Here is a 26,318-nt window from a genome sequence, read left to right as displayed (position 1 = left end):
GTCAGTGCGATCGACTCTCCGACCGGCCCACAGGACAGCGCCTACCCGCCGATGTCGGTGGTGCTGCGGCTGACCGACGAGATCGACATCTCCCGCGGCGACATGCTGGTGCGGCCCAACAACCCGGCCCAGCCTCGTCAGGAACTGGACCTGCGGATCTGCTGGATGGACGAGACCACCACTTTGACACCCGGCCGCACCCTGGCGCTCAAGCACACCACCACCTGGGCACGGGCCAAGGTGCGCGAGGTGCTCTACCGGTTGGACATCAACACCCTGCACCGTGACGAGTCGGCGACCGCGCTACAGCTCAACGACATCGGACGCGTCCGCCTGCGCTGTTCCCGTCCGCTGTTCATGGACGACTACGGCGAGAACCGGGCGACCGGCGCGGTGATCCTGGTCGACGAATCCAGCAACAAGACGGTTGGTGCCGGCTTCCTCGCGTGAGTCCTCGAGACTCCGTCGCCCACGTCATCCCGGCGGGATCGGGGTTGGTTGGGTCATCCGGGACTCGATCCGGGTCTCCCTGCCGGGATGGCGGCTCAGTGCCGGGACAGGTATTTGATCCAGCGCCGCTTCAGCATGCGGCCTTGGTGCCATATCCAGCCACCGCCGCTCTCGCGTCCGGTGCGGACGTAGTGCAGCACGTTGAGGTTGTTCATCACCAGTTCCATCCGGCGCGCAGCGTCTGGCGAGCCGGCGACCAGCAATTGGTCGCCGATCTCCAATTGGTAGCCGGTGGTCGGCAGGATGGCCCCGCCGTCGCCACGGACGACCATCAGCACCAAGGCGTTGGCCGGCTTGTCGTGGTCGTAGGGATCGACCAGCAGGTGGCCCACGTTCACCCAGTGCTCGTGCTCGATCGCCTCGACCACGGCGGCGGCATTCTCGGCGTCGATGGTCACCCCCCACAGGTCCGGGGTGTAGCCGGCGTTGAGGTACGACAGGGCTTCGGCCAGTTCGGCGGCCCACTTCTCGGACGCCCCGCGGATCTCGTAGCGGAACCGGTCCAGCAGCGGCGTGGTGATCAACGCCAGGAACTCGCGGGCGACGATGCGGCTGGGCTGCATGGTCTGGTCGTCGTGGAACGCCTCGAAAAGCGTGGAATTGCTGACCTGGTTCTGCCGGGTGACCACGAAGATGTCGGGCTTGAGATCGCGGGCGACCAGGGCGATCGCCAGATTCTTCAGGTCGCTGGCGTTGCCGGCGACGATGCCGACAGCGTGGTCGATGCCGGCCTTTCTCAGGCTGGCCGAGTCGGTGCCCGTGCCCTTGACGTCGACGCCCTCTTCGCCGTAGTGCAGCCGGTCGATCACCGTCACCTCGTTACCGGCCTTGGTGAGGGCGTCCCGGACGCCGTGACCGAACCGGCCGTAGCCGCACATGATCCAGTGCCCACGCGGCGGATGGTGCCGTTCGGGCAGGTCTTCGCCGGGGAAACCGGTGAGGATCTGGCCCAGCCGATACCGTTCCGGACGGGCAACGGCGAGTGCCAGGTGGCCCGAGAACCGTTCAAACGGGTTGATCACCATGTCGCCGCCGAACGCGCCCATGGTGTGGTCGGTGTCGGCGTCCCCGACCCGTGCCATCACCGGCAGCCCGGGCCGCAGCAGTCGTGCGGTGACGGCGATCGCCCGGTTGGTGATGTCGTCGACGGCCAACGCCATCACGCCGCGGCAATGCGGCGACATCAGGCCGGCGGCGATCAGATTGGACGGCTGGGAGGCGTCCGCGATCAGCGTCGGCGGGTCGGCGCGGAACTCTTCCAGTTTGAGCTGGTCGATGCGGATCGCGTCGGAGTCGACCGCGACGAACCGCTTGCCGAGCCGGTCCAGACCCTGGCAGACCAGGGTTCCGGTCTCGCCGACGCCGCAGACGATGTAGAACGGCTCGCGCAGCCGCCGGATCCGCCGCAGGTAGCGTCCGCGGCGCAGCGCGTTCTGGAAGGCCGGCTCTTGCAGCAGCCCGACTACGGTGGCCACCGCGTACGACCAGCCGGCCACCGTGAGGTAGATGGCGACGATCATCCACATCCGTTGCTGGCCGGAGTAGGCGTGCGGCAGTTCGCCGAAGCCGATCGTGGTGCCGGTGTAGCTGATCACGTAGAAGGCGTTGAACAAACCCATGCCGGGCGTCGGCTGGCCAGCGTCGTTGACACCGGGGACGATCGCCAACCCGAAGACGCTGATCGTGTACACGCTGATCACCAAGACCAGCGGCACCCGCATGCGCCGCAGGAACAGATAGGTGACGTTGTTCATGAAGAAGCGCCCGGCCCCGGTCTGCTAACGGCGGGCGGTGATGATCTCGGAGATCATCAGCACGACCGAGACCAGGTTGGCCAGCAGCGCGCCTGCCGACATTGACACCACCAGCGCCATGTCGGCCGACGTGACCCCGGCGGACGTCGTCGCGGCCCAACTCCAGATGATCGCACCGGCGATCAGCTGGACGTCGGCGACAAGGGAGGTGGCCAGGTGGACGGCACCCAACTGGGTCCTGTCGCCGAACTTCAGCACCGTGGCGATCAGGCTGACCACGATCGCCGCAGCCAACTCCCACACGTTGTGGAGCTCGATCTTGTCCATCTCGCCGGTCCAGAAACCGAAGTTCAGCGCGGCCGCCAACGTGATGAAGAAGCCGAAGATGACCTTTTCCGAGTTCATGCATCCTCCTGAATCCCGCTCATAGTAATGCTGATCGGCGGGCCAGATTCCAGAGGTTCTTGGGAAGTCGTGGTTGGCGTGGACGTCCGGCAGGCGACGGCCTGTCTCCCTGGCCGGCCGCCAGTGCTTCGCTACCGCCTCGCCCGCCGGAGCATGGTCTGGGCTCGAGCCATCGGTGCAGCCGGGAGGCCGAGTCGGCGATCTCGCACCCGAGGGGCCACACTTGTCGGGTGGAACTGGCGATCCTGCTGCTCATCGGCGTGCCTGCGCAGGTCGCTGTGTTCGCCCTGGTGCCGCTGGCCTGGTGGCTGCAGGCCGGACGTTCGGAGGGTTCGTTCCTGCGGTGGCTGGGTTTCCGCCGTATCGAGGCGCGTCCGGATCTGCTGACGGTGATCATCGCGGGGTCCTCACTGGTGTGCTTCTGCGGCACGAACGTGCTGAGCGGGCGGCCGCCGTGGCCGGCCTCGTATGGCGGGTTCTGGTTGGGCCTCACGGTTGTCGTCACCGCCTTCCTGCAGACCTCGCTGTCCGAAGAGTTGTTCTTCCGCGGCTTTCTGTTGCGTTGGCTGACCGATTCGCGCTGGCTGCGCGACCGCCGCCGGCGCGGGCCGGTCGTTGCCAACCTGATGCAGGCGGTCATCTGTGGCGTGGTTCGGATGGTCGCCCAGTGGGTCTTCTTCGACCGGGAGTTGGCGTCGTGGCTGGGTGCACTGGCGGCTGGCGCGGTGGCGGCGTTCCTGGCCGGCTGGCTGAGGCAACGCACCGGATCGCTGTACGCGCCGTGGCTCGTGCACGGCGTCGGCAACCTGCTGGCCGGCCTGATCGTGACGCTCTGATGGCCGACCGGGTCGAGGCCGATCGGGAGGTCCGTGGCGCCTTCCTGGTCCGGACCGGCGCCACGCAGCAGTCCTGGGTGGATCCCGGCGATCCGCTGCGGCTCGAGTTCGAGTACATCCAGCGGATCGCCGAGATGCTGCGGGCGACGGTGCTGCGGCGTCCGGACGACGTCCGGTTGCGGGTGGTGCATCTGGGTGGCGGAGGGATGACCCTGCCGCGCTGGCTGGCAGCCGTCCGTCCCGGCACGGCCCAGATCGTCTGCGAACCGGACGCCGACCTGCTCGTCGAGGTGCGGCGCAAGCTCCCGCTCGACCGGCATTCGGGCGTCAAGGTGCGGACGACGGACGGCCGCGGCGGCCTGGCGGCGATGCCCGCCGACTATGCCGATGCGTTGATCGTGGACGCCTTCGACGGCCTGCACGTGCCCGGATCGCTGGCCACGGCGGAGTTCTTCGCCGATGCCGGCCGGGTGCTGCGGCCCGACGGTGTGGCGCTGATGAATCTGGCCGATCAGGCGCCGTTCGGCTGGTCGCAGTCCTGTCTGGCCGGCTTTGCGGCCAGCTTTCCGCAGCTGCTGGTGACCGCCGAGACCGCCGTCTGGAAGGGACGCCGGTACGGCAACCTGGTGGCGCTGGGTACCCGCGTCCGGCTGCCGCTGACCGAGCTCGAGACCGCCGCCGGCCGGGCGCTGTTCGGCTACCGGGCCCGCTCCGGCCCCGAGCTGCGTCGCTGGCTCGGCGGCGCGGAGCCGTTCACCGACGACGCGCCGCAGGATTCGGCCGGGCCGGCCAACGGACGCAGCTGGTTCAGCTGAGCGCTGGTCGGGGTGCCCGTCCGAGGCGTCCGTCATTTCGTCGCGGGTCGCGTGGGAGGCCTTAGGGTGTCTCCCATGTCGGATCGTTCTGAGTTGATCGAGCACATCAAGAACCTCGCCGTCGTGCACGGCAAGGTGACTCTCACCTCGGGCAAGGAGGCCGACTATTACGTCGACATGCGCCGGGTGACCTTGGACGGCGTGGCGGCCCCGCTGGTCGGACGGGTGATGAACGACCTGGTCGCCGACTGGGACTTCGACGTCGTGGGCGGTATGACCATGGGCGCCGACCCGGTCGCCACCGCCATGCTGCACGCGAAGGCGGCCGCCGACGGGCGGGTGGATGCCATCGTGGTCCGCAAGCAGGCCAAGGCACACGGCATGCAGCGCCGGATCGAGGGTGCCGCGGTCGCTGGACGCCGAGTGCTGGTCGTCGAGGACACCTCCACCACCGGCGGGTCTCCGCTGGAGGCGATGGACGCCGTCCGGGCCGAAGGCGGCGAGGTGGTCGGTGTGGCGGTGATCGTCGACCGCGCGACCGGCGCCGCTGAGGTGATCGAGGCGGCCGGCGTCCCGTATCGCTACGCCGTCGGCCTGGCCGATCTGGGCCTGGGCTGACGGAGCAACCCGTCATCCCGGCGAATGCCGGGATCTCCACCACGGTGCCGAGATCGTGCGGTGACGCAGCAATCCGACCGCCACCCGTCATCCCGGCGAATGCCGGGATCTCGGAACTTGGGCGCTCCGATCAGGCGTCCCGACCGGTGAACCGGACCGCGCGATGCCGCCGATCAGCACCAGGTAGCCCGTCGCACCGGCGACCTCTCCCCGGCCGATGACCGCCGCCACGGCCCAGCCGGTGCAGGGTCAACGCGGCCGAGGCCAGCGTCGCGGCCATGATCAGCACCGCCGTTACCGTCGCGGCGATCGCACTCGCCAGCAGCACACGCCACCGGTGTGCGGCACGGCGGCCAGGGTGCTGAGGATCTGACTGCCGGCGTCCTCGTGGGTGAACGGCAGCGCGCCCAGCACCAGCATTCCGGCCTGCATGAACGGCACCGCGGCCAGCACTGCCTCCACGGCGGTGACCTCGACGCGGACGGCCACAGCGGACGCCGTGAGGGCGGCACCGAGCACGGCGCCGGCCAGCACCACCGCGTCCAACCGGCCATCGCCCAGGCGCTGGCTCCCGAAGCACCAGCGGCGACGGAGGCAGCGTCCGATCACCGCCGTCCAGCCGGCCATCGCCCAGGCGCGGGGGGACCGGGCACCGTCAACACCCAGATCGGGAATCTGCTGGCCAAAGCTCGCGACCCGCGACCAGGCCCAGCTGGTATCGCCGCCTACGAGCACGGGCTGGTTGCCGCGCGAAGCGGTCGCGGGGGCCAGGGAAGCCAAGCGACCGGCAGCCGTTAGGCTGGACTGCGCTCGTCCACGATAAGGAGTTCGCCCATGAGTGGCATTTTGTGGTTCCTGGTGATCCTGGTGGTCATCGCGGTGCTGGCCGGCCTGTACGCCGTGTCGCTGTACAACGGCTTCCAGCGCGACCGGAACATGATTCAGGAGTCCTGGCGTCAGATCGACGTCGAGTTGAACCGGCGCTACGACCTCATTCCGCGGCTGGTGGAGACGGTCCGCGCCTTCGCCGCCCACGAGCGAAACACCCTGGAGGGCGTCACGCGGATGCGCAACCAGGCGGCCGCGCTGGCTCAGCAGGGCGGCACCGCCGCTCAGCGCGCCCAGGCTGAGGACGCGCTGTCCGCGGCGGTGCACAACCTGATCGTCAGTGTCGAGGCCTACCCGCAGCTGCAGAGCAACCAGAACTTCTTGGAGTTGCAGCGCGAACTGGTCGACACCGAGGACCGGATCGCCGCCGGACGCCGCTTCTACAACGCCAACGTGCGCAACTACAACACCAAGGTCGATTCCTTCCCGTCCAACGTGCTGGCCGGCATGTACAAATTTGAGAAGGCCACCTACTTCGAGGTCAACGACGCCGAGGTGCGCCGCGCGCCCGACGTCAGCTTCGGCGAGATCAGCTACCGCGGCGAGGCGCCGCAGGTGCCGTCCGAGCCCAGCAACGCGCAGTTGGACGCCGCTCCCGGCTCGGCCAGCAACCTACCGAACCCGCAGGCGTATCAGGCCCAGAACTACTCCGCACCCTCGCCCGGCCAGTTCGGCGGTGCCCCGCAGTACCAGCAGCAGCCGCCGCAATACGGCCAGCCGGCCCAGCACGGCCAGCAGTACCCGCAGTACGGTCAGCAACCCCCGTACCAGGTGCCTCAGGGCGAGCAGTACCAGCAGCCCGGTCAGCAGTATCCCCAGGAGGGTCAGCAGCCCGGTCAGTACGGACAGCCCCAGCAACCCCCGCCCTACCAGCCGCCGCAGCAGGGTGGGACGTCCCAAGGCGGCTACACCCCACCCCAGACCTGAACTGCACACCAGAACCTGAGGTTCAACCAGAGCGGCTCCCGGTGATCATCGGGGGCCGCTGTGGTTTGTGGGGATTGTTGCTGCCGGGGGGAATGCTGCCGTGTGGACTTGCCGATCTCCTCATCGGTGACCGCTGGCGGGTTGGCTGACCGCTTTCGTGTTATTTCACGAAAGCGGTCAGCTAACCGGCCAGCGGACGCCGATGGTGAGATCGGCGGATCGCCCGACAGCAGTTCGGCATGTGCTGACCGGACCGGCCGAGTGTCGTAGACCCCCGCTCGACCAGGCCCCGGCTCACTCAGAGACGGACGCCTCCGCCTTCAGCTTGCGGCGCTCGCGGAGATACTCGAAGACCATCGGCAGCACCGAGATCAACACGATGAGGACCAGCACCATCTCAAGGTTGTTGTGAATGAACGGCAGGTTGCCCATGAAGTAGCCGAGCACCGTGATGCCGACCGCCCAGAACACCGCGCCGACGCCGGTCCAGGTGATGAACTTGCGGAAGTCCATCCGTCCGATGCCGGCGATCAGGGTGATGAACGTACGGGCGAACGGGACGAAGCGGGCCAGCACCAGCGCGCGCGGGCCGTAGCGATCCATCAGTTCGTGGGTCTGCTCCACCCGCTTGGGATCGAAGATCCGTCCCCAGAAGCCCTCGCGCGGCTTGAAGATCGCGGGGCCGATCCACTTGCCGACGAAATAGCCGAACACGTTGCCGAGTACCGCGGCGATCATCAGGATCACACACGAGACGAGCAGCACCATCGGCTGGCTCATCCCGGCGAAGGTGATCGACGGCGGATCCATCGCGACGAACATGCCGACGGTGAACAGCAGTGAATCGCCGGGCAGCACGGGGAAGATCGAGCATTCGATGATGAGCACCAAGGCCACGCCCCACAGGGCCCAATTGCCCAGGGCGTGAATCAGGTACTCGGAGTCCATCCAGTCGGGTAGCAGCAGTGGCGCGAGCATCGGAAGCAGGGTCACGGTGATCCAGGCTACCGTGGGGCGCTGTGGAGTCGGTAAGCGAGCGGTATGACGGCGACGAGGGTGCCGATCCGACTCTGCCCACCGTAGGAGTGGGACCGCATCCGCTGCCCTGGCCGGACGACCCCCGCCTCGACCCCGAGCTGCTGGCGTCCGGCGACCGGCGCAACGTCGTGGACCGCTACCGCTACTGGCGGCTGGACGAGATCGTCGCTGACCTCGACACCCGCCGGCATCCGCTGCATGTGGCGATCCAGAACTGGGAGCACGACTTCAACATCGGCTCGATCGTCCGGACGGCGAACGCCTTCAACGTGGCCGCGGTGCACATTCTCGGACGCCGGCGCTGGAACCGGCGGGGCGCGATGGTCACCGACCGCTACCTGCAGGTGCGGCATCACCCCGACGTCCCGAGCTTCCTGGACGCCCTGGCCGCGGCGGACGTCGTCGGCGTCGGTGTCGACAACCTGCCCGGCGCCGTCCCGTTGGAGTGCACTGAACTGCCCGAGCGCTGCTGCCTGATCTTCGGCTCCGAAGGTCCGGGCCTGACCGACGAAGTGGTCGCCGGCTGCGCGTCGCTGGTGTCGATCACCCAATACGGGTCGACCCGCTCACTCAACGCGGGCGCCGCGGCCGCGATCGCCATGTACCACTGGGCCACCCGCTGGGCCGGCCCAGCCTGATCCACGCACGGGCCCAGTGGGTCGGGCAGGGTCCGGGCGGGGCCGGACGCCGTCCCTTCGCTGGACGAGGACCGCACGAGCGGCCGTTACCATGGCGGCTGTGAACGGTGGCGGGGAGTACGTGGTGTATTACGCACCGGAGGCCGCCCAGGCTGCGGTCGCGCGTCGGCGGTCGATACTCATTCAGCGGCTGATCTCGGCCGCGGTCTCGGTCGGGATCGGGGCGGCGGTCTGGTACTTCTTCGCCGATCAGGTCGGCACTTTCGGGCCCTGGCTAGTGGGTTCGGCACTCGCGGTCGGACTGGTCTGGGTGATCGTCGCCGGCACCGGTCTGATGCTGGCCCGTGCGGACGCCAAACGCGTCCTCACCGGTCCGGCGTTCGCAACGACACGCGACGGCGTCTGGGTGGCCGGGCTGTGGCTGCTGTGGCCCGAGGTGGGTGCCTTCCGGGCGGCACCGGGCCGGCTCGGACGATCCCCGCTGCTTCGGGTCGAGGCCCGCGACGGCCGGACCGCCACCGTCCCGATGAACTACCTCAGCGCACTGCCGGCCAACATCGACTCCGCGGTGCGGGCGTTGTCCGGGGGCCGATCGTGGATCGACCTCTCCCGTCTCGACGACTGAGAGGGGCTGTTCCCTCGGACCAGGTCGGCCGATCGGACGGGTCTGGTCAGCAGCTTCTCGAAACGGGTCGCGCTGGTCGTCGTCTTTTGCAAGACTGGCCTGGTCATCGCAGGCGTCACCGTCGATGGTGGGGCCACGACAAACCCCGTGAGGAGCGCAGGAATGCCCATCGCAACACCCGAGAAGTACGCCGAGATGCTGGACGCGGCGAAGGCTGGCTCGTTCGCCTTCCCCGCGATCAACATCACCTCGTCGCAGTCCCTGAATGCGGCCATGGCGGGCTTCGCCGAAGCCGGCTCGGACGGCATCATCCAGGTGAGCACCGGCGGTGCCGAGTACGCCTCCGGGCCGACCATCAAGCACATGGTCACCGGTGCTGTGGCGCTGGCCGAGTACGCCCACGTGGTCGCCAAGAACTACCCGGTGAACATAGTGGTGCACACCGATCACTGCCAGAAGGAGAAGCTGGACACCTACGTCAAGCCGCTCATCGCCATCTCCCAGGAGCGCGTCGACCGCGGCCTCGAGCCGCTCTTCCAGTCGCACATGTGGGACGGCTCCGCGGTTCCGATGGAGGAGAACCTGCAGATCGCCGACGAACTGCTCGCGCTCACCTCCAAGGCCCGCCAGATCCTGGAGATCGAAGTTGGCGTGGTCGGCGGCGAAGAGGACGGCGTCAAGGCCGAGATCAACGACAAGCTGTACACCACCGTCGAGGACGGCCTGCGCACCGTGGAGGTGCTGGGCCTGGGCGAGAAGGGCCGCTACATCACCGCCCTGACCTTCGGCAACGTGCACGGTGTGTACAAGCCGGGCTCGGTCAAGCTGCGTCCCGGCGTGCTCAAGGAGATCCAGGACGCCGTCGGCGCCAAGTACGGCCGTGAGAAGCCGTTCGACCTGGTGTTCCACGGTGGTTCCGGCTCCACCCCGCAGGAGATCAGCGACGCGGTCGACTACGGCGTCATCAAGATGAACGTCGACACCGACACCCAGTACGCGTTCAGCCGTCCGGTGGCCGGCTGGATGCTCGCCAACTACGACGGCGTGCTGAAGATCGACGGCGAGGTCGGCAACAAGAAGATGTACGACCCGCGCGCCTGGGGCAAGGCCGCCGAGGCCGGCATGGCGGCCCGTGTCATCGAGGCCTGCGAGAACCTGCGTTCGGCCGGCAAGACGATCGGCTGATCGAGCCGTACCTTCGACGGTGCCCGGACGTCCGCGTCCGGGCACCGTTGCGTCTGGGTAACGAGGAGAGGGCGGGACGCGGGTGCAGGTTCGTCCATCGCAAGCGGGACGATCCGCGGACGAGTATCCGGCGGGTCAGGCGAACCGCACCCGGGCCAGCACCGGGCAGTGGTCGGACGGCACCGGGCCCTCTGCGAAGAACGGGTAGCGCCGTCCGTCGGCGAGCTTGAGGTGCCGGACACCGGGGCCGGTGTAGGTCTCCCGGTCCGGCACGGTCGCTCCCGCGCGCACCCATAGGTAGTCGACGTTCTTGCCACTGGTCGAGATCAGCCGGTAGCGCCAGGCGCCGGCCGCCTTGACGCCGAAGCCGTTGTGGGTGCTGACGCCGGGCACTTCGGAGCTGTCGTGCGCGGCGATCGTCGCCGAGTTGCGCCAGCCGTCCTTCTTCAGCTTGGTGAGGTGATCGGAGAAGACCGGACGCCGTTCGTCGGCGCGCGCGTTGAAATCGCCGGCCAGCACCGCGGGCGTCCGGTAGCCGGGGTCCGCGGCGTGCATGACGGAGATCAGCCGACTGATCGTCGCCGACCGCAGCCGGGCGATGTCGATGGTCTGGAACGGCTGCATGTGGGTGTTGAATACCAGCAGTTCGCGTCCGGTCGCGCGATGCCGCAGCCGCGCCCAGCTGCAGTACCGCTGCCAGGGGGACGTCTTGTTGCCCGCGAAGGTATCGGTGACCCCGGAGTCGTGCAGTTCGAGAAGCGAGGCGCGGAACATGATCGGCAGGAAGTGGTCGATGTTGGCCCAGCCGCGGTCGGGCACCATGCCGACCATCAGATTGGACGGCCGACCCGCGGCATCCCGTGTGCCGAGCGCCTCCTGGAAGCAGACCACATCGGCGTCCGTGGCCCGCAGCCACTGCTGTACCCGCGGTGCCCGGGTCGCCCAGAGGTGGTCCTCCCGCGGCATCGAGGGGCCGTACCAGTCGGGTCCGAGGCCCTCGGTCATCACATTCCACGACATCATCTGCAGCGTGAATGGCCCGCCGGTAGGGCTGGGTGAGGACGGTGATGCGGGCGAGGACGCCGGTTGGCTAGGGGCCTCTGCGCTGCCGGTCGAGCCAGTCGGATCGATCGGGCCCGACGGTGTCGGCGATCCTGGCGGCGACGCCTGGCAGCCGGCGATGAGCGGGGGCACAGCGACTCCGAGCAGTGCGGTGCTGAGTAGCGTGCGGCGTCCGATCACCGGCTCACGATAGCCACTCGGTCGTGCGGCAGCGGCGGCACCGTCGCGGGGGCGGAGGCGACCGCGTCCGCGAGCATCTCCACCGTGGCACCGGCCGGTCAGCTTGAGGGGTCGTCGACACGCTGAGATCCGCGTCCTGGACCCGACCCGACGAGTGGTGGGCGTCCACATGGCGAGACCCGAACTCCTGTGATCGGGTGCGCGGTCCGTGTGTCGCGGGGGGAGCCGAAGCGCTCGAGGTTGTGGTTTCGATTGGGGTGGTGTGGTTTCGAAATGTCCTCGTAGCAACCAGGTCACCTGGCGGACATCTGGCCCTAGCATGTCGCGCATGAAACCCCTCGTGATACGAAGCGCGCTGGTCGCCTCGATCGGTGGCCTGGTCTTCGGATTTGACACGGCAGTCATCTCCGGGACCACTGAGCAACTGAAAGCATATTTCCAACTGTCCGACGCCTACCTCGGCTGGGCCGTGGGCATGGCGCTGCTCGGCACCATCCTCGGCGCCCTGGTCGCCGGCAAGCCAGCCGACCGCTACGGCCGCAAGCCGGTGCTGTTCGTGATCGGCATCCTCTACCTGGCGGGCGCCCTCGGTTCGGCGTTCGCCCACGACATCGTCACCCTGGAGATCTTCCGGTTCCTGGGCGGCATCGGCGTCGGTGCAGCGTCGGTGTGTGCGCCCATCTACACCGCGGAGATCGCCCCGGCGAAGGTCCGTGGCCGCCTGGTCGGCCTGGTCCAATTCAACATCGTGCTGGGCATCCTGCTGGCCTACCTGTCGAACACCATCGTCCGCGCGGTCGTCAACGACGAGACCAGCGACTGGCGCTGGATGTTCGGCGTCATGGCCATCCCGGCCGCGATCTTCCTGCTGATGCTGTTCACCGTCCCCGAAACGCCGCGCTGGCTGATGGCCAACGGGCAGGAGCAGAAGGGTCGCGAGACCATCGCCAAGCTGACCACCAGCAAGGAGGAGGCCGACTTCCAGATCCAGGAGATCGACGCCTCGCTGGCCGCGGCCGAGAACGCGCCCAAGGTGCCCTTCTTCACCAAGGGCCACGCGAAGGTGATCATGCTCGCTTTCATGATCGCCATGTTCAACCAGATGTCCGGCATCAATGCGATCCTCTACTACGCCCCCGAGGTCATGAAGAGGGCCGGCGCGTCCACCGACGCTGCCTTCCAGATGAGCATCGCGGTCGGTTTCATGAACCTGGTCGCGACGATGGCCGCACTGACCGTGATCGACCGGATCGGCCGCAAGAAGCTGATGATCATCGGCTCGATCGGCTACATCGTCAGCCTGGGCTTCATGTCCGCGCTGATGTTCTACTACGAGAAGGCCCTCGGCGGAGCGTTCGACTCGACGTCCAGCTTCCTGGTGCTGGCCGGCCTGCTGGTCTTCATCGCCGCTCACGCCTTCGGCCAGGGTGCGGTGATCTGGGTGTTCATCTCCGAGATCTTCCCGAACCGCATCCGCGGACGCGGCCAGTCCTTCGGCTCGCTGACCCACTGGGTGTTCGCCTGGCTGACCTCGACCTTCTTCCCGCCGGTGATCGGTGGCCTCGGTGGCGGCGTGGCGTTCGCGGTTTTCGCGATCTTCATGGTCGGCCAGCTGGTCTGGGTGCTCAAGGTCATGCCTGAGACGAAGGGTGTACCGCTGGAGGAGATGGAGGCCAAACTGGGCCTGACCCATGATCCGAACGACAGCGGCGATCCGCTCGCCGCGAAAGGACACTGATGTCTGAACGCGAAGTTTTGTGTCTCGGTGAGGCGTTGATCGACGTCGTCATCCGAGGAGATTCCAGCAAGGAGCATGTCGGCGGCAGCCTGCTGAACGTGGCGGCCGGCGTCGCCACCCTCGGCGAACCGGCCAGCATCTGCGCCTGGTGGGGCAAGGACGAACGGGGTGACCGACTCGCGCAGTGGGCCACCAACTCGGGAGTGTCGATCGTGCCGGGCACCGACTCGGCCGCGAAGACCGCCGTCGCCTTCGCCCACCTGGACGCCGATGGCCGGGCCAGCTACGAGTTCGACCTGGAGTGGAACGTCCCGCCGATCGACGACCTGTCGAAGTACGGACACCTGCACACCGGCAGCATCGCGGCCACGCTCGAACCGGGCGGCACCGCGGTGGTCGAGAACGTCCGGGCGATCCGCGACCATGCCACGGTCTCCTACGACCCGAACATCCGGCCGGCGCTGATGATCGCGCCGGAACAGGTGGTCGGACGCGTGGAGGACCTGGTCAGCCTGTCCGACCTGGTCAAGGTCAGCGACGAAGACCTCGAGTGGCTCTACCCCGGTGAGCCGGTCGAGGACGTGATGCGACGCTGGATCAAGGCCGGGCCGTCCATGGTGGTCGTCACCCGCGGACCGTGGGGTGCCTACGCCCTGCTGGCCGACAACCGCGACATGCTGCACATCGACCAGATGAACGTCACCGTGGGCGACACCGTCGGCGCCGGCGACTCGTTCATGGCCGGCCTGATCGCCGGACTGCTGAAGAGCGGCCTGCTGGGCTCGGTCGAGGCGCGGCAGCGACTGGCCGACGCGGGCTGGTCCGACGTCCAGTCGGCGCTGCACAACGCGGTGGTCACCTCGGGCATCACGGTGAGCAAGAACGGTGCCTACGCGCCGACGCCGGACGAGGTGGAGGCGGTCAAGCAGGCCGATCCCACCCTGTACTGAGCTGAGCAGTTGGACACAGGTCCGCCGGAGCCTTCGGGCTCCGGCGGACCTTGTCTTTGTGCGGTACTCCCGCGGTTCGCTTCCGTGTCCGACCTTCTCCAGCATGCGCATCGGTTCTGTCGCCGACTGCCGGTCCAGGTGGATCGCTCGCTGGCAACAGCGACGGCACATACCTCACCGCGGCGGACGCGCGGGCCCTGGGTCGTGACGTCGACGGGGAGTGGGCCCGCATCGACAGCTCCGGGTTCGGCCCCTTCCTTCCGGTCGCCGCCGCAGGGCCGAAGAGCGCGCCGCACGCCGTCGAGCTGATCGTGCTGGTCCGCGACGCCGCAGCACGGGAGCGGGCGCGCACCCGGCTGGTGGTGCTCGGGATCATGGCCGGCTATGCCAGACCCGTGCCGAGTTCTCGTTCGACGCCACCACCTCAGCCTGGTGCTGGCCGCAGCCGCCATCGTCGCGACCTTCGGCATGGCGCGCCGAGCCACGGCGTCCGAGTCGACCCGGTTCGAATAGAGCCGCTCCGCCGTTCGAATATCCGGCCCCAACCCCACGCTCGCATGAGGAAACGCTGAGGAAACGCTGATCATTCACGCCAGCCCGAGTGCGAAGAAAAACGCTCAGTCGGCGGTCAGCCAGAGCGGTTGGTACGGACGGATGCGCAGCGTTTCGGGGGACAGCGAATAGTCGTAGCCGCTGATCTGCTCGACGGCGGCGTCGCCCAATCGGGAGCGCAGCACGTAGGTGGGCAGCTCCACCATGTCTTCGCTGAAGTTGTAGACCTCGATCAGCGTGCCCTCGGGATGGTCGCGGGTGAGCACCAGGACGCGCGAATCGGGGCTCGGCAGCACCCGCGATTCGATGGACGCGTGCAGTTGCGGCAGCCTCTTCCGGACGCCGATGGTGTGCCGCAGGCCGGCCAGGATCCGGCCGGACGGCGTCCCCGGATCGGCGTCGGCGGCCGCGACGGCGTCCCAGTCCATCCGGGGCCGGTGCACCCAGCGATTGTCGGAGGCGTGCTCGGGGTCGTCGACGTAGCTGTAGTCGTTCAGTTGGCCGATCTCGTCGCCCATGTAGAGCAGCGGGACGCCGCCGAAACCGAGGATCGCGGTGTGCAGCAGGTTGATCCGGGCGATCGCGTCGGACAGCTGGCCCTGGTCGCCGGCGTGCAGGGCCGCCTCCAGACCGGCCAGGCTGGCCATCGATCCACTGATCCGGCGGTCGTTGGTGACCGGATTGTGTTGGAAGACCAGACCGCGGGCGAAGGAACCCGGATAGAGCCCGGCATAGAACTCGGACAGGAAGGCGCGGTGGGTGTGACCCTCCAGGTAGGCGCCGCGGGCGTCGCTGTCGGAGACCGCCCAGCCGATGTCGTCGTGGCAGCGCGCGTAGCTGCCCCAGGTGGTGTTGGCCGGCTTGGCCGGGAAATTCGACAGCGCCACCTCGAACAGCCGGGTGTGCCGCGACGCCAACGCACCCCACAACTGCACCATCAGCGAGTTGTGGTAGGCGAGATCGGACACTTTGCCGAAGTGCTTGCCCTGGCCCAGGTAGGCGATCAGGTCCTGCGGGCCGACGATCGCCTCCGCCTTCAGCGCGCAGGCCGGGGCCACGATCCGCAGCACCGCCCGCAGCGCCTGGGTGAGCTCGTGCACCTGCGGCTCGTTCTGGCAGTCGGTGCCGAGCACCTTCCAGGTGAAGGCGATGGCGTCCAGCCGGAACACCTCGACGCCGTTGTTGGCCAGGAACAGCAGCAGGTCGGCGAACTCGGCGAAGACGTCCGGATTGGCCCAGTTCAGATCCCACTGGAAGGAGTTGAAGGTGGTCCACACCCAGCCCTGGGCCTCCTCGTCCCAGGTGAAATTGCCAGGCGCGAAGTCGGGGAAGATCTCCGGCAGGCTCTGCTCGTAGGCGTCCGGCATGGTGCGGTCGCCGAAGATGTGGAAGTAGTCGCGGTACTTCTGCTCCCCGGCACGGGCCCGGACGGCCCACTCGTGCTCGCGGGCGACGTGGTTGAGCACCAGGTCGACGACCAGTGCGATGTCGTGCCTGCGCAGCGTCGTGGCCAGGGCGGTCAGGTCGTCCATGGTGCCGAGCCGCGGGTCGACCGAACGGTAGTCGGCCACCGCGTAGCCGCCGTCGTTCTCACCCTCGCGGGGCCGCAGCAGGGGCATCAGATGCAGGTAGCTGACCCCGAGCGACTTCAGGTGATCGATCCGGTCGGCGACCCCGGCCAACGACCCCGCGAACCGGTCGGCGTAGCAGACGTAGCCGATGGTGCCAGGACGCTGCACCCAGTCGGGGCTGAGCAGACGGGCCTCGTCCAAGACCTTCAGATCGGTGCCGCGGGCGGCGAACGCGCCGCGCATGATGGCGGTCAGGCGCTCGAAGAGCTGAGGGCCCGCGTCGCCGTAGGCGGCGGTCAACCCGTTGAGCAGGTCAGGCCCATAACGGTCCATCCGGAGCTGAAAAGTGGTGTCCTCGTCGACCATGGCCGCAGCATAGAGCTTGGCGCGACACAACTCACATCGAGCGGATTCGGGACGGCGGGCAGCCGAGTCCCGCCCCGCTTGCAGAAACTCCTAAGGTAGGCGCATGGCTCATCTTCCCTTCGCCGCACCGGGAGCGCAGGCCACCTTGCTGCCGGACGACCCGGCCGCGTCCGTGGCGTCCGGCACCGATCCGCTCGAAGTCGCGGCCCAGCACCCCAGTTCGAGCCTGGCCTGGGCGGTGCTGGCCGAGCAGGCGCTCCAGCGCGGCGACCGGGTCGGGGCGATCAGCGGTTACGCGTTCGCCCGCACCGGCTACCACCGCGGTCTTGACGCCCTGCGCCGCAACGGCTGGCGCGGCTCCGGCGCGGTGCCGTGGGAGCACGAGCCGAATCGCGGCTTCCTGCGCGCGGTGTGGGCGCTGGCCCAGGCCGCGCGGGCGATCGGCGAGGACGCCGAGTACGACCGCTGCGTGCAATTGCTGATCGACTCCTCGCCGACCGCGCACGCCGAACTGGTCGACTCGACCCACGACTGAACTGGCGGGTCTGCCGTCGGACCCCTCGGGGCCGTCCGGCCATCCGGACGTCGGCTGGCCACCGGGGCGACTCCGTTAGGCTGTGCTGGTAAGGGCCCCAGCGAGGGCCGCTTTTCATGCCGGAGGGAACTACATGCCGGGCATCGTGGTCGTCGGAGCGCAATGGGGCGACGAAGGCAAAGGCAAGGCCACCGATCAGCTGGGTGACCGCGTCGACTATACGGTTCGCTACTCGGGCGGCAACAACGCCGGCCACACCCTGGTGGTGGGCGGTGAGCGGTATGCGCTGCACCTGCTGCCCTCGGGAATCCTCAGCCCGAACAGCGTGCCGGTGATCGGCAACGGCGTGGTGATCGACCTCGACGTGCTGTTCGCCGAGATCGACGGCCTCGCCGCCCGCGGCGTCGACGCTGCCCACAAGCTGCTGGTGTCCGCCAACGCGCACCTGATCACGCCGTACCACCAGACCATCGACCGGGTGTCCGAGCGGTTCCTGGGCAAGCGCAAGATCGGCACCACCGGGCGCGGCGTCGGCCCCGCCTACTCTGACAAGGTCAATCGCCTCGGCATCCGGGTGCAGGACCTGTTCGACGAAGAGATGCTGCGGGCCAAGGTCGAGGCCGCGCTGTGGCAGAAGAACCACCTGCTGGTGAAGGTCTACAACCAGCGGGCCATCGACCCCGATCTGATCGCCGACCGGCTGATGGGTCATGCCGAGCGGCTGCGGCCGATGGTGGCGGACGTTTCGCGGGTGCTCAACGACGCCCTGGACACCGACCACGTCGTGCTCTTCGAGGGTGCCCAGGCGCACCACCTCGATGTCGACCACGGCACCTACCCCTACGTCACCTCGTCCAACCCGATCGCGGCCGGGGCCTGCACCGGCTCGGGCGTCGGGCCGACCCGGATCGACCGGGTGATCGGCATCGCCAAGGCCTACACCACGCGGGTGGGCGAGGGCCCGTTCCCCACCGAACTGCTGGACGCCGACGGCGACAAGATCCGCGCCGACGGGGCCGAGTTCGGCACCACCACCGGACGCCAGCGGCGCTGCGGCTGGTACGACGCCCTGGTGGTCGAGGCCGCGGCCAGCGCCAACGCCTTCACCGACATCTTCTTGACCAAGCTCGACATCCTGTCCGGCTGGAAGAAGATCCCGGTCTGCGTCGCCTACGAAGTGGACGGCGTCCGCCACGACAGGCTGCCGATGACCCAGCACGACTTCGCCCGGGCCACCCCGATCTACGAGGAGCTGGACGGCTGGACCGAGGACATCTCCGGCGCCCGCGACTTCGCCGACCTGCCGAAGAACTGCCAGGCCTACGTGCGCCGGCTGGAGGAACTGAGCGGTGCCCGGATCTCCGGCATCGGCGTCGGCCCCGGCCGCGAACAGGTCGTCATGCTGCACGACCTGCTCTGACCGATCGGTCACCGGGGACGGTTCTCTTGGTCACCGGGGACGGTTCTTTTGGTCACTGACCGATCGGTCACCGGGGACGGTTCTTTTGGTCACTGGGGACGGTTCTTTTGGTCACCGGGGACGGTTCCCTTGGTCACCCGCGTCACCGCGCATCTGCCGCAGCCTGGCCGCGTTGCACAGTAGCGACCCCGGCGAGCAGCACCAGCCCGCCGAGAAGCTGGGCGAGCCCCGGTAGTTCGCCGAGCAGCAGCCAGGCCCAGGCGACGGCGAACAGCACCTCGGTCAGTCCGACGAAGCTGGCCACCGTCGAGCCCAGGTACTGCACGCCGACGAAGCCCAGCGCATAGGCGGCCGCGGCCGCGACCAGTGCCAGCACTACCAGGGGCGCCCACCACGGCACGGTCAGGCCCACGAAGACGACATCGATGAAGCTTGCCCGCAACGGCATCAGCCCGACCACTCCGGCGATCGCGATGGTGACGGTTCCGACGGCCAGGCCTACCGACACGAAGGTGAGAGGCGGCAGTTCCATCGGTCGGGCCGAGATCACGAAGTACACGGCCAGCCCGCAGGCGGCCAGCAAGCCCCAGGCGACGCCGCGGAGATCCAGACCCACCATGCCGGTCGGATCGAGCACCACCACCAGTCCGGTGATCGCCACCACGATGCCGACCTGGGTCAGCCGGGACGGCAGCCGCCGGCTGCGCACCGCGACCCAGGCGACCACGAGCAGGATTGCCAGATACTCCATCAGCAGGGCGAGGCCGACCGGCACGTATTGGACGGCGTTGAAGAACGCCACCTGGGCGGCCGCCCCGCCGAACACGCCATAGGCGAGCAGCGGACGCCACTGCTTGAGCAGCAGGTGCCAGCGGCCACGCAGCGCTATCAAGCCGGGAGTCAGCAGCATGGCTGCCGCCAGCCCGAGCCGCACCGTCACCACGGCGCCGGCGCTCCAGCCGGCGACCAGCAGCGGCTTCGCGAACGCACCCGCGGTGCCGAAGGCGCAGGCCGAGACGAGTGCGGCCGTCCAACCGACCAACGCCGCGCGCGACCGGGGCGGGGCGACATCGACGGTTTCGGCCGTTGCCTCAGCCATCGGCTCCTCCTGTCATGACCGAACGGTTGTTATGCTCCTGGCATCGTAAGCAGTGTCAGGAGTCATTGTGGAGTTCACTCATGACGCAAGACTGTCGTTGCAGGCACTCGCCGCGCTGGTGAACAGCCGCCGTCCCGATACCTTGTCGTCGCTGGACGAACTGGACGCCTATTGCGCGCGATGGCAGTGGAGCGGCAGCCGCACCCATGACGCGGCGGAGCTGGCGGACGTCCGCTCATTGCGCGATCGGCTGGCCGTTCTCTGGGATCTGACCGAGATCGAGGTCGTCCAGCTGGTCAACCGATTGCTCCGGGAGGGCGGCGCGCTGCCGCAGTTGGTCCGGCACGACGAGTTCGACTGGCACATCCACGCCACGGACGCCGGCGCTCCGCTGGCGGTGCGGATGACCGTGGAGTTCGCCATGTCGATGATCGATGTCGTCCGGGCCGATGGTCTGGATCGGCTGCGGCACTGTGCCGCGTCCGGCTGCGATCAGGTGCTGATCGACCTCAGTCGCAACCGGTCCCGGCGATTCTGCGACGCCGGCTGTGGCAATCGCATCAACGTGGCGGCTTACCGAGCGCGCCGTCGTGCGGCAGGCTGAGCACATGACCGATTTCGATGAGCTGGCGGAGGGTTGGGACGCCGATCCCCGCCGGACGGAACGGGCTCGCAGGGCTGCAGATGCCATTGCCGGCGCCGTTCCGCTGCGGGACTCCATGCGGGTACTGGAGTACGGGGCGGGCACCGGGCTGCTCGGCATCGCCTTGGCCGGCCGGGTGGGCGAGCTGGTGATGCTGGATTCGTCGGCGGGGATGATCGACGTCGCCCGGACGCGGATCGCCGAGTCCGGGCTGAGCAACACCACCGCCGAGGTCGGCGATCTGACCGAGCATCCCTGGCAGGGCGAGCCCTTCGACCTGGTGGTCAGCCTGATGGCCCTGCACCACGTGCCGAACGTCTGCCTGCTGTTGCGCAGGTTGAGTGAGGCGACCCGTCCCGGCGGCTGGATCGCGGTGCTCGACCTGGAACCCGAGGGTGGCGAGTATCACGACCCGGATTTCGAGGGCCACCACGGTTTCAGCCGCGGCACCCTGCGTCGTGCCTTCGCCGCCGCCGGGTACGCCCATGTCACGGTGCGCAACGCGCTGACCACCGACCGCGAGGTGGACGGCATACAACGCAGCTTCGGGGTCTTCCTGGCCACCGCTCAGCGGGAGACACCACCCCGTCCCGACCCCTGCTGACCCGGCGGAGGCGTCCGCGCGGACCGGGGACGGTTCTTTCGTACCGTTGCGAGACGGCTGTTGGACCGCAGGGACGGCTCTTTCGTACCGGTCCGGATCGAGGGGAACGGTTCTCTACGGACCGGGAATCCACGAAATCCTGCCCTTTCCGTCCAGATCCCGAGAAGGCGGACCGGAAAGAACCGTCCCCTCCGCCCACCGACCGCGTGCGGAGCCGGAGAAGGCGGACGGCACTAGTCTGACCCCGTGCACACCCAGCTTTCGGTCCTGATTCTCGGCAGCGGCGGACGCGAACATGCGATCGCCATCGCGCTGGCCGGCGATCCGGCGGTCACCCACCTGCATTGCGCGCCGGGCAATCCGGGCACGGCGACGATCGCCAGCAACCACCCGGTCGACATCAACGATCCGCGCGCTGTGGTCGCCCTGGCCCGCCGGCTGCATGTGAACCTGGTCGTCGTCGGACCCGAGGCGCCGCTGGTCGCCGGGGTCGCGGACGCCGTCCGGGGCGCCGGGATCGCCTGCTTCGGGCCGTCCGCGGCCGCCGCCCGACTGGAGGCGTCCAAGGCCTTCGCCAAAGAGGTGATGGCCGCCGCCGGCGTCCCGACCGCCCGGTCGCGGTACTGCGAGACGCTCGCCGAGGTCGAGCAGGCGCTGGACCATTTCGGCGCCCCGCACGTGGTGAAGGACGACGGACTGGCCGCCGGCAAGGGGGTCATCGTCACCGACGACCGGGCCGCCGCGCTCGAGCATGCCGCCGGCTGTCTGCCGGTGGTGGTCGAGGAGTACTTGGACGGCCCCGAGGTCAGCCTGTTCGCCATCACCGACGGGCACACCGCGCTGCCGCTGCAGCCCGCGCAGGATTTCAAGCGGGTCGGGGACGGCGACGCCGGTCCGAACACCGGGGGGATGGGCGCCTACACCCCGCTGCCCTGGGCGCCGCCCGGGCTGGTCGACGAGATCATGGAGAGCGTCGTCGAGCCGACCATCGCCGAACTGGGTCGCCAGGGGACGCCGTTCGTCGGCCTGCTGTACGCCGGGCTCGCGCTCACCTCCAAGGGCCTGCGGGTGGTGGAGTTCAACGTCCGGTTCGGCGACCCCGAGACCCAGGCCGTGCTGGCCGCGCTCGATTCGCCGCTCGGCCAGGTGCTCTATGCGGCGGCCATCGGCAACCTGGAGGCGATCGGCGAACTGGCCTGGAAGCCGGGTTCGTCCGTCGTCGTGGTGCTGGCCGCCAACGGCTATCCGGGGACGCCGGAACTCGGCGGCACGATCGCGGGCCCGCGGCTGTCGGGGTCGACCGACAACGTCCACATCGTGCATGCCGGCACCGCGCTGGACCTCGACCGCCGGCTCGTCGCGGCCGGGGGACGGGTGCTCGGCGTGGTCGCCCAGGCGTCCTCGTTGGCCCGCGCGCGGCAGGACGTCTACGCCGCGATCGACGAACTGGACGCCCCCAGCCTGTTCTGTCGCCGTGACATCGCCGCGCGCGCCGAACGCGGCGAGATCGCCGTCTCGGACTCCTATCGGGTCAACTCGACCCTCGCCCAGTACGCCGAGGGAGACGCCGGCGAGTGGTGAAACCGGCTGGGTGGCGGAGCGTGGTCCGCCGTGTCGGTGCCGATACGGCAAGGGGTCCCGTCGTGAAAACATGGGCTCCATGACCGTTCCCAATGTTCTGGCGACCCGTTACGCGTCCGAGGCGATGCGGGCGATCTGGAGTCCCGAGAACAAGATCGTCGCCGAGCGTCGGCTCTGGCTCGCGGTGTTGCAGGCGCAGAAGGACCTGGGCGTCGACTTCGGCGGGGACGACCCGTCCGCGGTGATCGCCGACTACGAACGGGTGGTCGATCAGGTCGATCTGGCGTCCATCGAGGCACGGGAGCGGATCACTCGGCACGATGTGAAGGCCCGGATCGAGGAGTTCAACGCGCTCGCCGGTCATGAGCACGTCCACAAGGGCATGACCAGCCGCGACCTGACCGAGAACATCGAGCAGTTCCAGGTGCTCAGCGGGCTGAAGCTGGTCCGCGAGCGGATCGTGACGGTGCTGGTGTCGCTGTCCCGGCTCGCCGTCCAGTACCGCGATCAGGCGCTGACCGGACGCTCGCACAACGTCGCCGCGCAGCTCACCACCCTGGGCAAGCGGTTCGCCACCGCCGCCGACGAGCTGCTGGTCGCTTTCGCCCGGGTGGACGAGTTGATCAACCGCTACCCGGCGCGCGGCATCAAGGGTCCGATGGGCACGGCGCAGGACATGCTCGATCTGCTCGGCGGCAGTGCCAAGAAGCAGCTGGCGTTGGAGACCCAGATCGGCCAGTACTTGGGTTTCGCAAGGATCTTCACCTCGACCGGCCAGGTCTATCCGCGTTCGCTCGACTACGAGGTGCTGACCGCGCTGGTGCAGGTGGCGGCGGCGCCGTCCAATGTGGCGACGACGATCCGGCTGATGGCCGGGCACGAGCTGGTCACCGAGGGATTCAAAGAGGGCCAGGTCGGCAGCTCGGCGATGCCGCACAAGATGAACACCCGCTCATGCGAGCGGGTGAACGGGCTGAGTGTGGTGCTGCGCGGCTACGCCACCATGGTCGGCGAACTGGCCGGCGACCAGTGGAACGAGGGGGACGTGTCCTGTTCTGTGGTGCGTCGGGTGGCGCTGCCGGATGCCTTCTATGCCCTGGACGGCCTGTTCGAGACCTTCCTCACCGTGCTGGCCGAGTTTGGCGCCTTCCCGGCCGTGATCGAGGCGGAACTGGCCCGCTACCTGCCGTTCCTGACCACCACCAAGGTGCTGATGGCGGCCGTCCAAGCCGGTGTCGGACGCGAGACCGCCCACGAGGCGATCAAGGAGCACGCCGTCGCGGTGGCGCTCGATCTGCGCCGTGGCGCCCGGACCAACGATCTGCTCGAGCGGTTGGCGTCCGACCCCCGCCTCGGGCTCACCCGCAAGCAACTGAAGGCCACCCAGGCCGATCCGCTGGAACTCACCGGTGCCGCGCGCGACCAGGTGGACGACGTCGCCGACAAGGTGAAACGCGTCGCCAAGCTCTATCCGGACGCCGCCGCCTACACCCCCGGCTCGGTCCTCTGAACTGGGGACGGTTCTTCCACGTTCGAATTTCGCATAGCTGGGGACGGTTCTTACACGTTCGAAACTCGCATGCCGGAGAACCGTCCCCGTGCGTGCGAGGTTCGCACGTGGGAGAACCGTCCCCGCGCGTGCGAAGTTCGAACCTGGGAGAACCGTCCCCGAGCGTGTGGGAGAACCGTCCCCGAGCGTGCGAATCAGTTCTTGATGACGATCTTGGCCTTCTTGTCCGGCAGTTCGACGTAGGTCTGACCCGGCGCCATCACCAGGGGACTGCCGTCCTCGAGGGTGAAAGTGAACGGTTCGGTCACGTCGGCCTTCTGCCAGGTGCCGGTGACATAGCGGCCGCCGTGGAAGTAGTGGAACGGGCCGGTCGTGTCGATGATGTCGTGGATCGGCTCGTCGTGGCCGCCGCCGGTGTAGATCTTGTCGTAGTGCTGCTTCGCGCTGATCACCAGCACGTTCACCGGCGCGACCCGCTTGCCGCTGCTGAGAATGTGCGGTCCCCAGGGCATGCTGCGCAGCCAGGTCCCGGACGACGCGTTCCAGGTATAGCTCATGTTGTAGCTGTTTCCGCTCTTCCACGGCACGCTGATCGTGCGGGCGTCCGCACCGTCCACGGTGCTGGCGACATCGGCGTCCCCGAACGGGAAATAGACCTGCGGCGGACCTTCCTGGAATTTCTTGGTCTGCTTGATCAGAACCTTCGGATGGCACAGCACGGCCCGGTCGTAATAGGTGACGCCCTGATACGTACGCACCCGTGCCGGATCGATCGAATACGATCCGGTGCCCTTGGTGTTCATGTACGACAACATTCCCTCCAAGGAATCGCCGAAGCTCTTCACGTAGTTGAGCACCCAGCCGGTCGCCCCGGTATTGCCGATCAGGGCGTGCATGGGGGAGAGCAGCGGAATGTCCACCGGCCGGATGGAGCGGACCGGGCCGACGGCGTCCGGCATCGTGGAATGGAACACCGGCACCAGGCGGGTTCCGCTGTACCCCGAGGGGTCGCGGTAGCCGTCCAATTCGACGAAGACGATGTCGGCCGACTCCAGGCCGCGCTGCGGATGCTCGTTGCGGTTGTCGGGAACCTTCACCGCGACCGCGGGATGCAGAGCGTCGTCCTGATTCTTCAGAAGTTTGCCCGAGAGCGGCCAGCGCGGACGATCGTCGACGGACGGCGTCGGGCTCGGGGTGGCGGACGGGCTCATCACCGGGGCGCTGGATGCTGTGGGTTGGCCGGAACACCCGGCCACGGCCGCTCCGGCAGTGCCGAGCAGCCCTACGAGCGCCGTGCGCCGGCTCAGTTCGTGCATAAGAGAAACGTACCGCCACGCACCACAGCCGAACCGACGACACTGGCATCATGACGCTGACAAGACAACCTGCGGGGACGGGAGGCGTGGTGATCGAGCCGATCTGGGTCGAACGCCACATTCCCGGACGGCACGGCGAGGTTCGGGTGCGCGAATATCTACCGCCCCACGAGCCGATCGGGCCGCGACTGGTCTGGGTGCACGGCGGTGGATGGGTGGTCGGCACCCTGGACGAGCCGGAGGCGCATCAGGTCTCGCTCCGAATCGCCGCGGCCGGCTTCCCGGTGACCAGCGTCGAATACGGCCTGATCCCGATGTTCCCGGTCGTCGGCCCGCTTCGGCTGCGACCGTCGCCGTTCCGCTATCCGGTCCCCCAGGACCAGGTGATGGACGCCTGGCTGGACGCCCAGGCCACCCACGGCGGACCGATGTGGCTGGGCGGGGCGAGTGCCGGCGCCTGTCTGGCCGCCGGGGTCGCGCTGCGGTTGCGGGACGGCGAGGCCCCGCCCCCGATCGGGCTGGCCTTCTTGTACGGGCTTTTCCATGGCGTCCTGCCGCCGGCGTCGGCAGCATTGCGACGCCGGCTGTTCGGGCTGGCCGATCTCCGGGTCATGCAAGAGATGGTGCGTCGCGCCGCCGTGAACCATGCCGGCTCGGCACAGGAAGTAGGCAATGCGCACATCTTCCCGGGGCTGGGCGATCTGGCCGGTCTTCCGCCGGTCCGGCTATTGAATGCCGACCGGGACATTCTGCGAGCATCGGCCGAGAACTTCGCTCACCGGCTGACGCTGGCCGGCGTCCCGCACGAGGGCTGGTATCTACCCGGAACTCGGCACGGCTACCTGGCCCGTCCCGAATCCGAGGCATTCGAACTGGGGACGCAGGCAATGATCGGCTGGCTGTCCGGCACCTGAGTCCGATCGGTCGAGCTCGGCAGACACTGGGCGAAACT

25 protein-coding genes are annotated in these 26,318 nt (G+C 68.4%); 17 read left to right on the top strand and 8 right to left on the bottom strand.

Going from position 1 to position 26,318, the window contains the following annotated elements; genetic code table 11:
- The coding region (locus tag QM619_RS08365; protein WP_415106710.1) for an elongation factor 1-alpha C-terminal domain-related protein at positions 1-450 on the top strand (450 nt) is incomplete at its 5' end.
- A gap of 95 nt (positions 451-545) precedes the next feature.
- Here the strand turns inward: QM619_RS08365 and QM619_RS08360 are convergent.
- Together QM619_RS08360 and QM619_RS08355 are read right to left on the bottom strand one after the other, a co-directional pair.
- Entirely contained in the window at positions 546-2,264 is a 1,719-nt protein-coding gene (locus tag QM619_RS08360; protein ID WP_415106707.1) for a potassium channel family protein, read from the bottom strand.
- A gap of 24 nt (positions 2,265-2,288) precedes the next feature.
- Positions 2,289-2,669: a DUF6394 family protein gene (locus QM619_RS08355; protein WP_415106704.1), complete on the bottom strand. Its 381-nt coding sequence runs from the start codon at positions 2,667-2,669 to the stop codon at positions 2,289-2,291.
- A 230-nt stretch (positions 2,670-2,899) separates the two neighbouring features.
- On the opposite strand from QM619_RS08355, the gene QM619_RS08350 reads away from it, so the two are divergent.
- The 3 genes from QM619_RS08350 (at position 2,900) to pyrE (ending at position 4,938) form a co-directional block, all read left to right on the top strand.
- Positions 2,900-3,505 (top strand): type II CAAX prenyl endopeptidase Rce1 family protein, encoded by a 606-nt coding sequence (locus tag QM619_RS08350; RefSeq protein ID WP_415106701.1) that lies wholly within the window; start codon positions 2,900-2,902, stop codon positions 3,503-3,505.
- Entirely contained in the window at positions 3,505-4,320 is an 816-nt protein-coding gene (locus QM619_RS08345; protein ID WP_415106699.1) for a spermidine synthase, read from the top strand. The genes QM619_RS08350 and QM619_RS08345 overlap by 1 nt, the downstream gene beginning before the upstream one ends.
- 75 nt (positions 4,321-4,395) lie before the next feature.
- Positions 4,396-4,938 (top strand): orotate phosphoribosyltransferase, encoded by a 543-nt coding sequence (pyrE, locus tag QM619_RS08340; protein ID WP_415106696.1) that lies wholly within the window; start codon positions 4,396-4,398, stop codon positions 4,936-4,938.
- Between the two features lie 294 nt (positions 4,939-5,232).
- On the opposite strand, the gene QM619_RS08335 is transcribed toward pyrE, so the two are convergent.
- On the bottom strand, positions 5,233-5,718 hold the full coding sequence (locus QM619_RS08335; RefSeq protein ID WP_415106693.1) for a hypothetical protein: 486 nt from the start codon (positions 5,716-5,718) through the stop codon (positions 5,233-5,235).
- A gap of 54 nt (positions 5,719-5,772) precedes the next feature.
- Between QM619_RS08335 and QM619_RS08330 the strand changes: the two genes are divergently transcribed.
- Positions 5,773-6,753, top strand: coding sequence for a LemA family protein (locus QM619_RS08330; RefSeq protein WP_415106690.1), 981 nt, complete (start codon positions 5,773-5,775; stop codon positions 6,751-6,753).
- A gap of 294 nt (positions 6,754-7,047) precedes the next feature.
- On the opposite strand, the gene QM619_RS08325 is transcribed toward QM619_RS08330, so the two are convergent.
- Entirely contained in the window at positions 7,048-7,746 is a 699-nt protein-coding gene (locus QM619_RS08325) for a DedA family protein (RefSeq protein ID WP_415106687.1), read from the bottom strand.
- Positions 7,747-7,823: 77 nt separating this feature from the next.
- Here QM619_RS08325 and QM619_RS08320 point away from each other — a divergent pair, with 77 nt between their 5' ends.
- The 3 genes from QM619_RS08320 to fbaA all read left to right on the top strand — a co-directional run bounded on the left by QM619_RS08320 (position 7,824) and on the right by fbaA (position 10,239).
- On the top strand, positions 7,824-8,429 hold the full coding sequence (locus QM619_RS08320) for a TrmH family RNA methyltransferase (protein ID WP_415106719.1): 606 nt from the start codon (positions 7,824-7,826) through the stop codon (positions 8,427-8,429).
- Between the two features lie 100 nt (positions 8,430-8,529).
- Complete coding sequence (locus tag QM619_RS08315) at positions 8,530-9,054, top strand: hypothetical protein (protein ID WP_415106684.1); 525 nt, start codon at positions 8,530-8,532, stop codon at positions 9,052-9,054.
- Between the two features lie 162 nt (positions 9,055-9,216).
- Positions 9,217-10,239: a class II fructose-bisphosphate aldolase gene (gene fbaA, locus QM619_RS08310; RefSeq protein WP_415106681.1), complete on the top strand. Its 1,023-nt coding sequence runs from the start codon at positions 9,217-9,219 to the stop codon at positions 10,237-10,239.
- Between the two features lie 135 nt (positions 10,240-10,374).
- On the opposite strand, the gene QM619_RS08305 is transcribed toward fbaA, so the two are convergent.
- Entirely contained in the window at positions 10,375-11,259 is an 885-nt protein-coding gene (locus tag QM619_RS08305; protein ID WP_415106678.1) for an endonuclease/exonuclease/phosphatase family protein, read from the bottom strand.
- A gap of 550 nt (positions 11,260-11,809) precedes the next feature.
- Here QM619_RS08305 and QM619_RS08300 point away from each other — a divergent pair.
- Together QM619_RS08300 and QM619_RS08295 are read left to right on the top strand one after the other, a co-directional pair.
- Positions 11,810-13,219: a sugar porter family MFS transporter gene (locus QM619_RS08300; protein ID WP_415106675.1), complete on the top strand. Its 1,410-nt coding sequence runs from the start codon at positions 11,810-11,812 to the stop codon at positions 13,217-13,219.
- The gene (locus tag QM619_RS08295; protein ID WP_415106672.1) at positions 13,219-14,169 is read left to right on the top strand and encodes a carbohydrate kinase family protein; all 951 of its coding nucleotides are present in this window, start codon (positions 13,219-13,221) and stop codon (positions 14,167-14,169) included. Before QM619_RS08300 ends, QM619_RS08295 begins: the two co-directional genes overlap by 1 nt.
- A 617-nt stretch (positions 14,170-14,786) precedes the next feature.
- Here QM619_RS08295 and QM619_RS08290 read toward each other — a convergent pair.
- The gene (locus tag QM619_RS08290; RefSeq protein WP_415106669.1) at positions 14,787-16,658 is read right to left on the bottom strand and encodes an amylosucrase; all 1,872 of its coding nucleotides are present in this window, start codon (positions 16,656-16,658) and stop codon (positions 14,787-14,789) included.
- 103 nt (positions 16,659-16,761) lie between these two features.
- Between QM619_RS08290 and QM619_RS08285 the strand changes: the two genes are divergently transcribed.
- Both QM619_RS08285 and QM619_RS08280 read left to right on the top strand, forming a co-directional pair.
- Positions 16,762-17,193 (top strand): DUF3151 domain-containing protein, encoded by a 432-nt coding sequence (locus QM619_RS08285; RefSeq protein ID WP_415106666.1) that lies wholly within the window; start codon positions 16,762-16,764, stop codon positions 17,191-17,193.
- A gap of 133 nt (positions 17,194-17,326) precedes the next feature.
- The gene (locus QM619_RS08280; RefSeq protein ID WP_415106663.1) at positions 17,327-18,613 is read left to right on the top strand and encodes an adenylosuccinate synthase; all 1,287 of its coding nucleotides are present in this window, start codon (positions 17,327-17,329) and stop codon (positions 18,611-18,613) included.
- A 142-nt stretch (positions 18,614-18,755) separates the two neighbouring features.
- Here the strand turns inward: QM619_RS08280 and QM619_RS08275 are convergent, their stop codons facing one another.
- Positions 18,756-19,712: an EamA family transporter gene (locus QM619_RS08275; protein ID WP_415106661.1), complete on the bottom strand. Its 957-nt coding sequence runs from the start codon at positions 19,710-19,712 to the stop codon at positions 18,756-18,758.
- A gap of 67 nt (positions 19,713-19,779) precedes the next feature.
- Between QM619_RS08275 and QM619_RS08270 the strand changes: the two genes are divergently transcribed.
- The 4 genes from QM619_RS08270 (at position 19,780) to purB (ending at position 24,050) form a co-directional block, all read left to right on the top strand.
- Complete coding sequence (locus QM619_RS08270) at positions 19,780-20,316, top strand: CGNR zinc finger domain-containing protein (protein ID WP_415106658.1); 537 nt, start codon at positions 19,780-19,782, stop codon at positions 20,314-20,316.
- A gap of 4 nt (positions 20,317-20,320) precedes the next feature.
- Positions 20,321-20,959 (top strand): class I SAM-dependent methyltransferase, encoded by a 639-nt coding sequence (locus QM619_RS08265; RefSeq protein ID WP_415106655.1) that lies wholly within the window; start codon positions 20,321-20,323, stop codon positions 20,957-20,959.
- Between the two features lie 246 nt (positions 20,960-21,205).
- Complete coding sequence (purD, locus tag QM619_RS08260) at positions 21,206-22,540, top strand: phosphoribosylamine--glycine ligase (RefSeq protein ID WP_415106653.1); 1,335 nt, start codon at positions 21,206-21,208, stop codon at positions 22,538-22,540.
- A 79-nt stretch (positions 22,541-22,619) separates the two neighbouring features.
- Positions 22,620-24,050: an adenylosuccinate lyase gene (purB, locus tag QM619_RS08255; RefSeq protein ID WP_415106650.1), complete on the top strand. Its 1,431-nt coding sequence runs from the start codon at positions 22,620-22,622 to the stop codon at positions 24,048-24,050.
- A 194-nt stretch (positions 24,051-24,244) separates the two neighbouring features.
- Here purB and QM619_RS08250 read toward each other — a convergent pair whose 3' ends face one another.
- Positions 24,245-25,366 carry a DUF3048 C-terminal domain-containing protein gene (locus tag QM619_RS08250; RefSeq protein WP_415106648.1) on the bottom strand — a complete coding sequence of 374 codons (1,122 nt, stop codon included), beginning with the start codon at positions 25,364-25,366 and terminating at the stop codon, positions 24,245-24,247.
- 50 nt (positions 25,367-25,416) lie between these two features.
- Here QM619_RS08250 and QM619_RS08245 point away from each other — a divergent pair, with 50 nt between their 5' ends.
- Positions 25,417-26,280 carry an alpha/beta hydrolase gene (locus QM619_RS08245; RefSeq protein WP_415106645.1) on the top strand — a complete coding sequence of 288 codons (864 nt, stop codon included), beginning with the start codon at positions 25,417-25,419 and terminating at the stop codon, positions 26,278-26,280.
- Positions 26,281-26,318: the final 38 nt, after the last annotated feature.

Source organism: Micropruina sp. (assembly GCF_047606665.1).
Classification (GTDB): Bacteria; Actinomycetota; Actinomycetes; order Propionibacteriales; family Propionibacteriaceae; genus Micropruina.
Note: the sequence above shows the minus strand (reverse complement) of the source record. Positions and strands in the feature narration are given on the sequence as shown.

Bases quoted from the DNA above. Each gene is read 5' to 3' on its own strand.
- QM619_RS08360 (WP_415106707.1), bottom strand. From the start codon at position 2,264: ATGAACAACGTCACCTATCTGTTCCTGCGGCGCATGCGGGTGCCGCTG.
- QM619_RS08355 (WP_415106704.1), bottom strand. From the start codon at position 2,669: ATGAACTCGGAAAAGGTCATCTTCGGCTTCTTCATCACGTTGGCGGCC.
- QM619_RS08345 (WP_415106699.1), top strand. From the start codon at position 3,505: ATGGCCGACCGGGTCGAGGCCGATCGGGAGGTCCGTGGCGCCTTCCTG.
- pyrE (WP_415106696.1), top strand. From the start codon at position 4,396: ATGTCGGATCGTTCTGAGTTGATCGAGCACATCAAGAACCTCGCCGTC.
- QM619_RS08330 (WP_415106690.1), top strand. From the start codon at position 5,773: ATGAGTGGCATTTTGTGGTTCCTGGTGATCCTGGTGGTCATCGCGGTG.
- fbaA (WP_415106681.1), top strand. From the start codon at position 9,217: ATGCCCATCGCAACACCCGAGAAGTACGCCGAGATGCTGGACGCGGCG.
- QM619_RS08305 (WP_415106678.1), bottom strand. From the start codon at position 11,259: ATGTCGTGGAATGTGATGACCGAGGGCCTCGGACCCGACTGGTACGGC.
- QM619_RS08300 (WP_415106675.1), top strand. From the start codon at position 11,810: ATGAAACCCCTCGTGATACGAAGCGCGCTGGTCGCCTCGATCGGTGGC.
- QM619_RS08295 (WP_415106672.1), top strand. From the start codon at position 13,219: ATGTCTGAACGCGAAGTTTTGTGTCTCGGTGAGGCGTTGATCGACGTC.
- QM619_RS08290 (WP_415106669.1), bottom strand. From the start codon at position 16,658: ATGGTCGACGAGGACACCACTTTTCAGCTCCGGATGGACCGTTATGGG.
- QM619_RS08285 (WP_415106666.1), top strand. From the start codon at position 16,762: ATGGCTCATCTTCCCTTCGCCGCACCGGGAGCGCAGGCCACCTTGCTG.
- QM619_RS08280 (WP_415106663.1), top strand. From the start codon at position 17,327: ATGCCGGGCATCGTGGTCGTCGGAGCGCAATGGGGCGACGAAGGCAAA.
- QM619_RS08275 (WP_415106661.1), bottom strand. From the start codon at position 19,712: ATGGCTGAGGCAACGGCCGAAACCGTCGATGTCGCCCCGCCCCGGTCG.
- QM619_RS08265 (WP_415106655.1), top strand. From the start codon at position 20,321: ATGACCGATTTCGATGAGCTGGCGGAGGGTTGGGACGCCGATCCCCGC.
- purB (WP_415106650.1), top strand. From the start codon at position 22,620: ATGACCGTTCCCAATGTTCTGGCGACCCGTTACGCGTCCGAGGCGATG.
- QM619_RS08250 (WP_415106648.1), bottom strand. From the start codon at position 25,366: ATGCACGAACTGAGCCGGCGCACGGCGCTCGTAGGGCTGCTCGGCACT.
- QM619_RS08245 (WP_415106645.1), top strand. From the start codon at position 25,417: ATGACGCTGACAAGACAACCTGCGGGGACGGGAGGCGTGGTGATCGAG.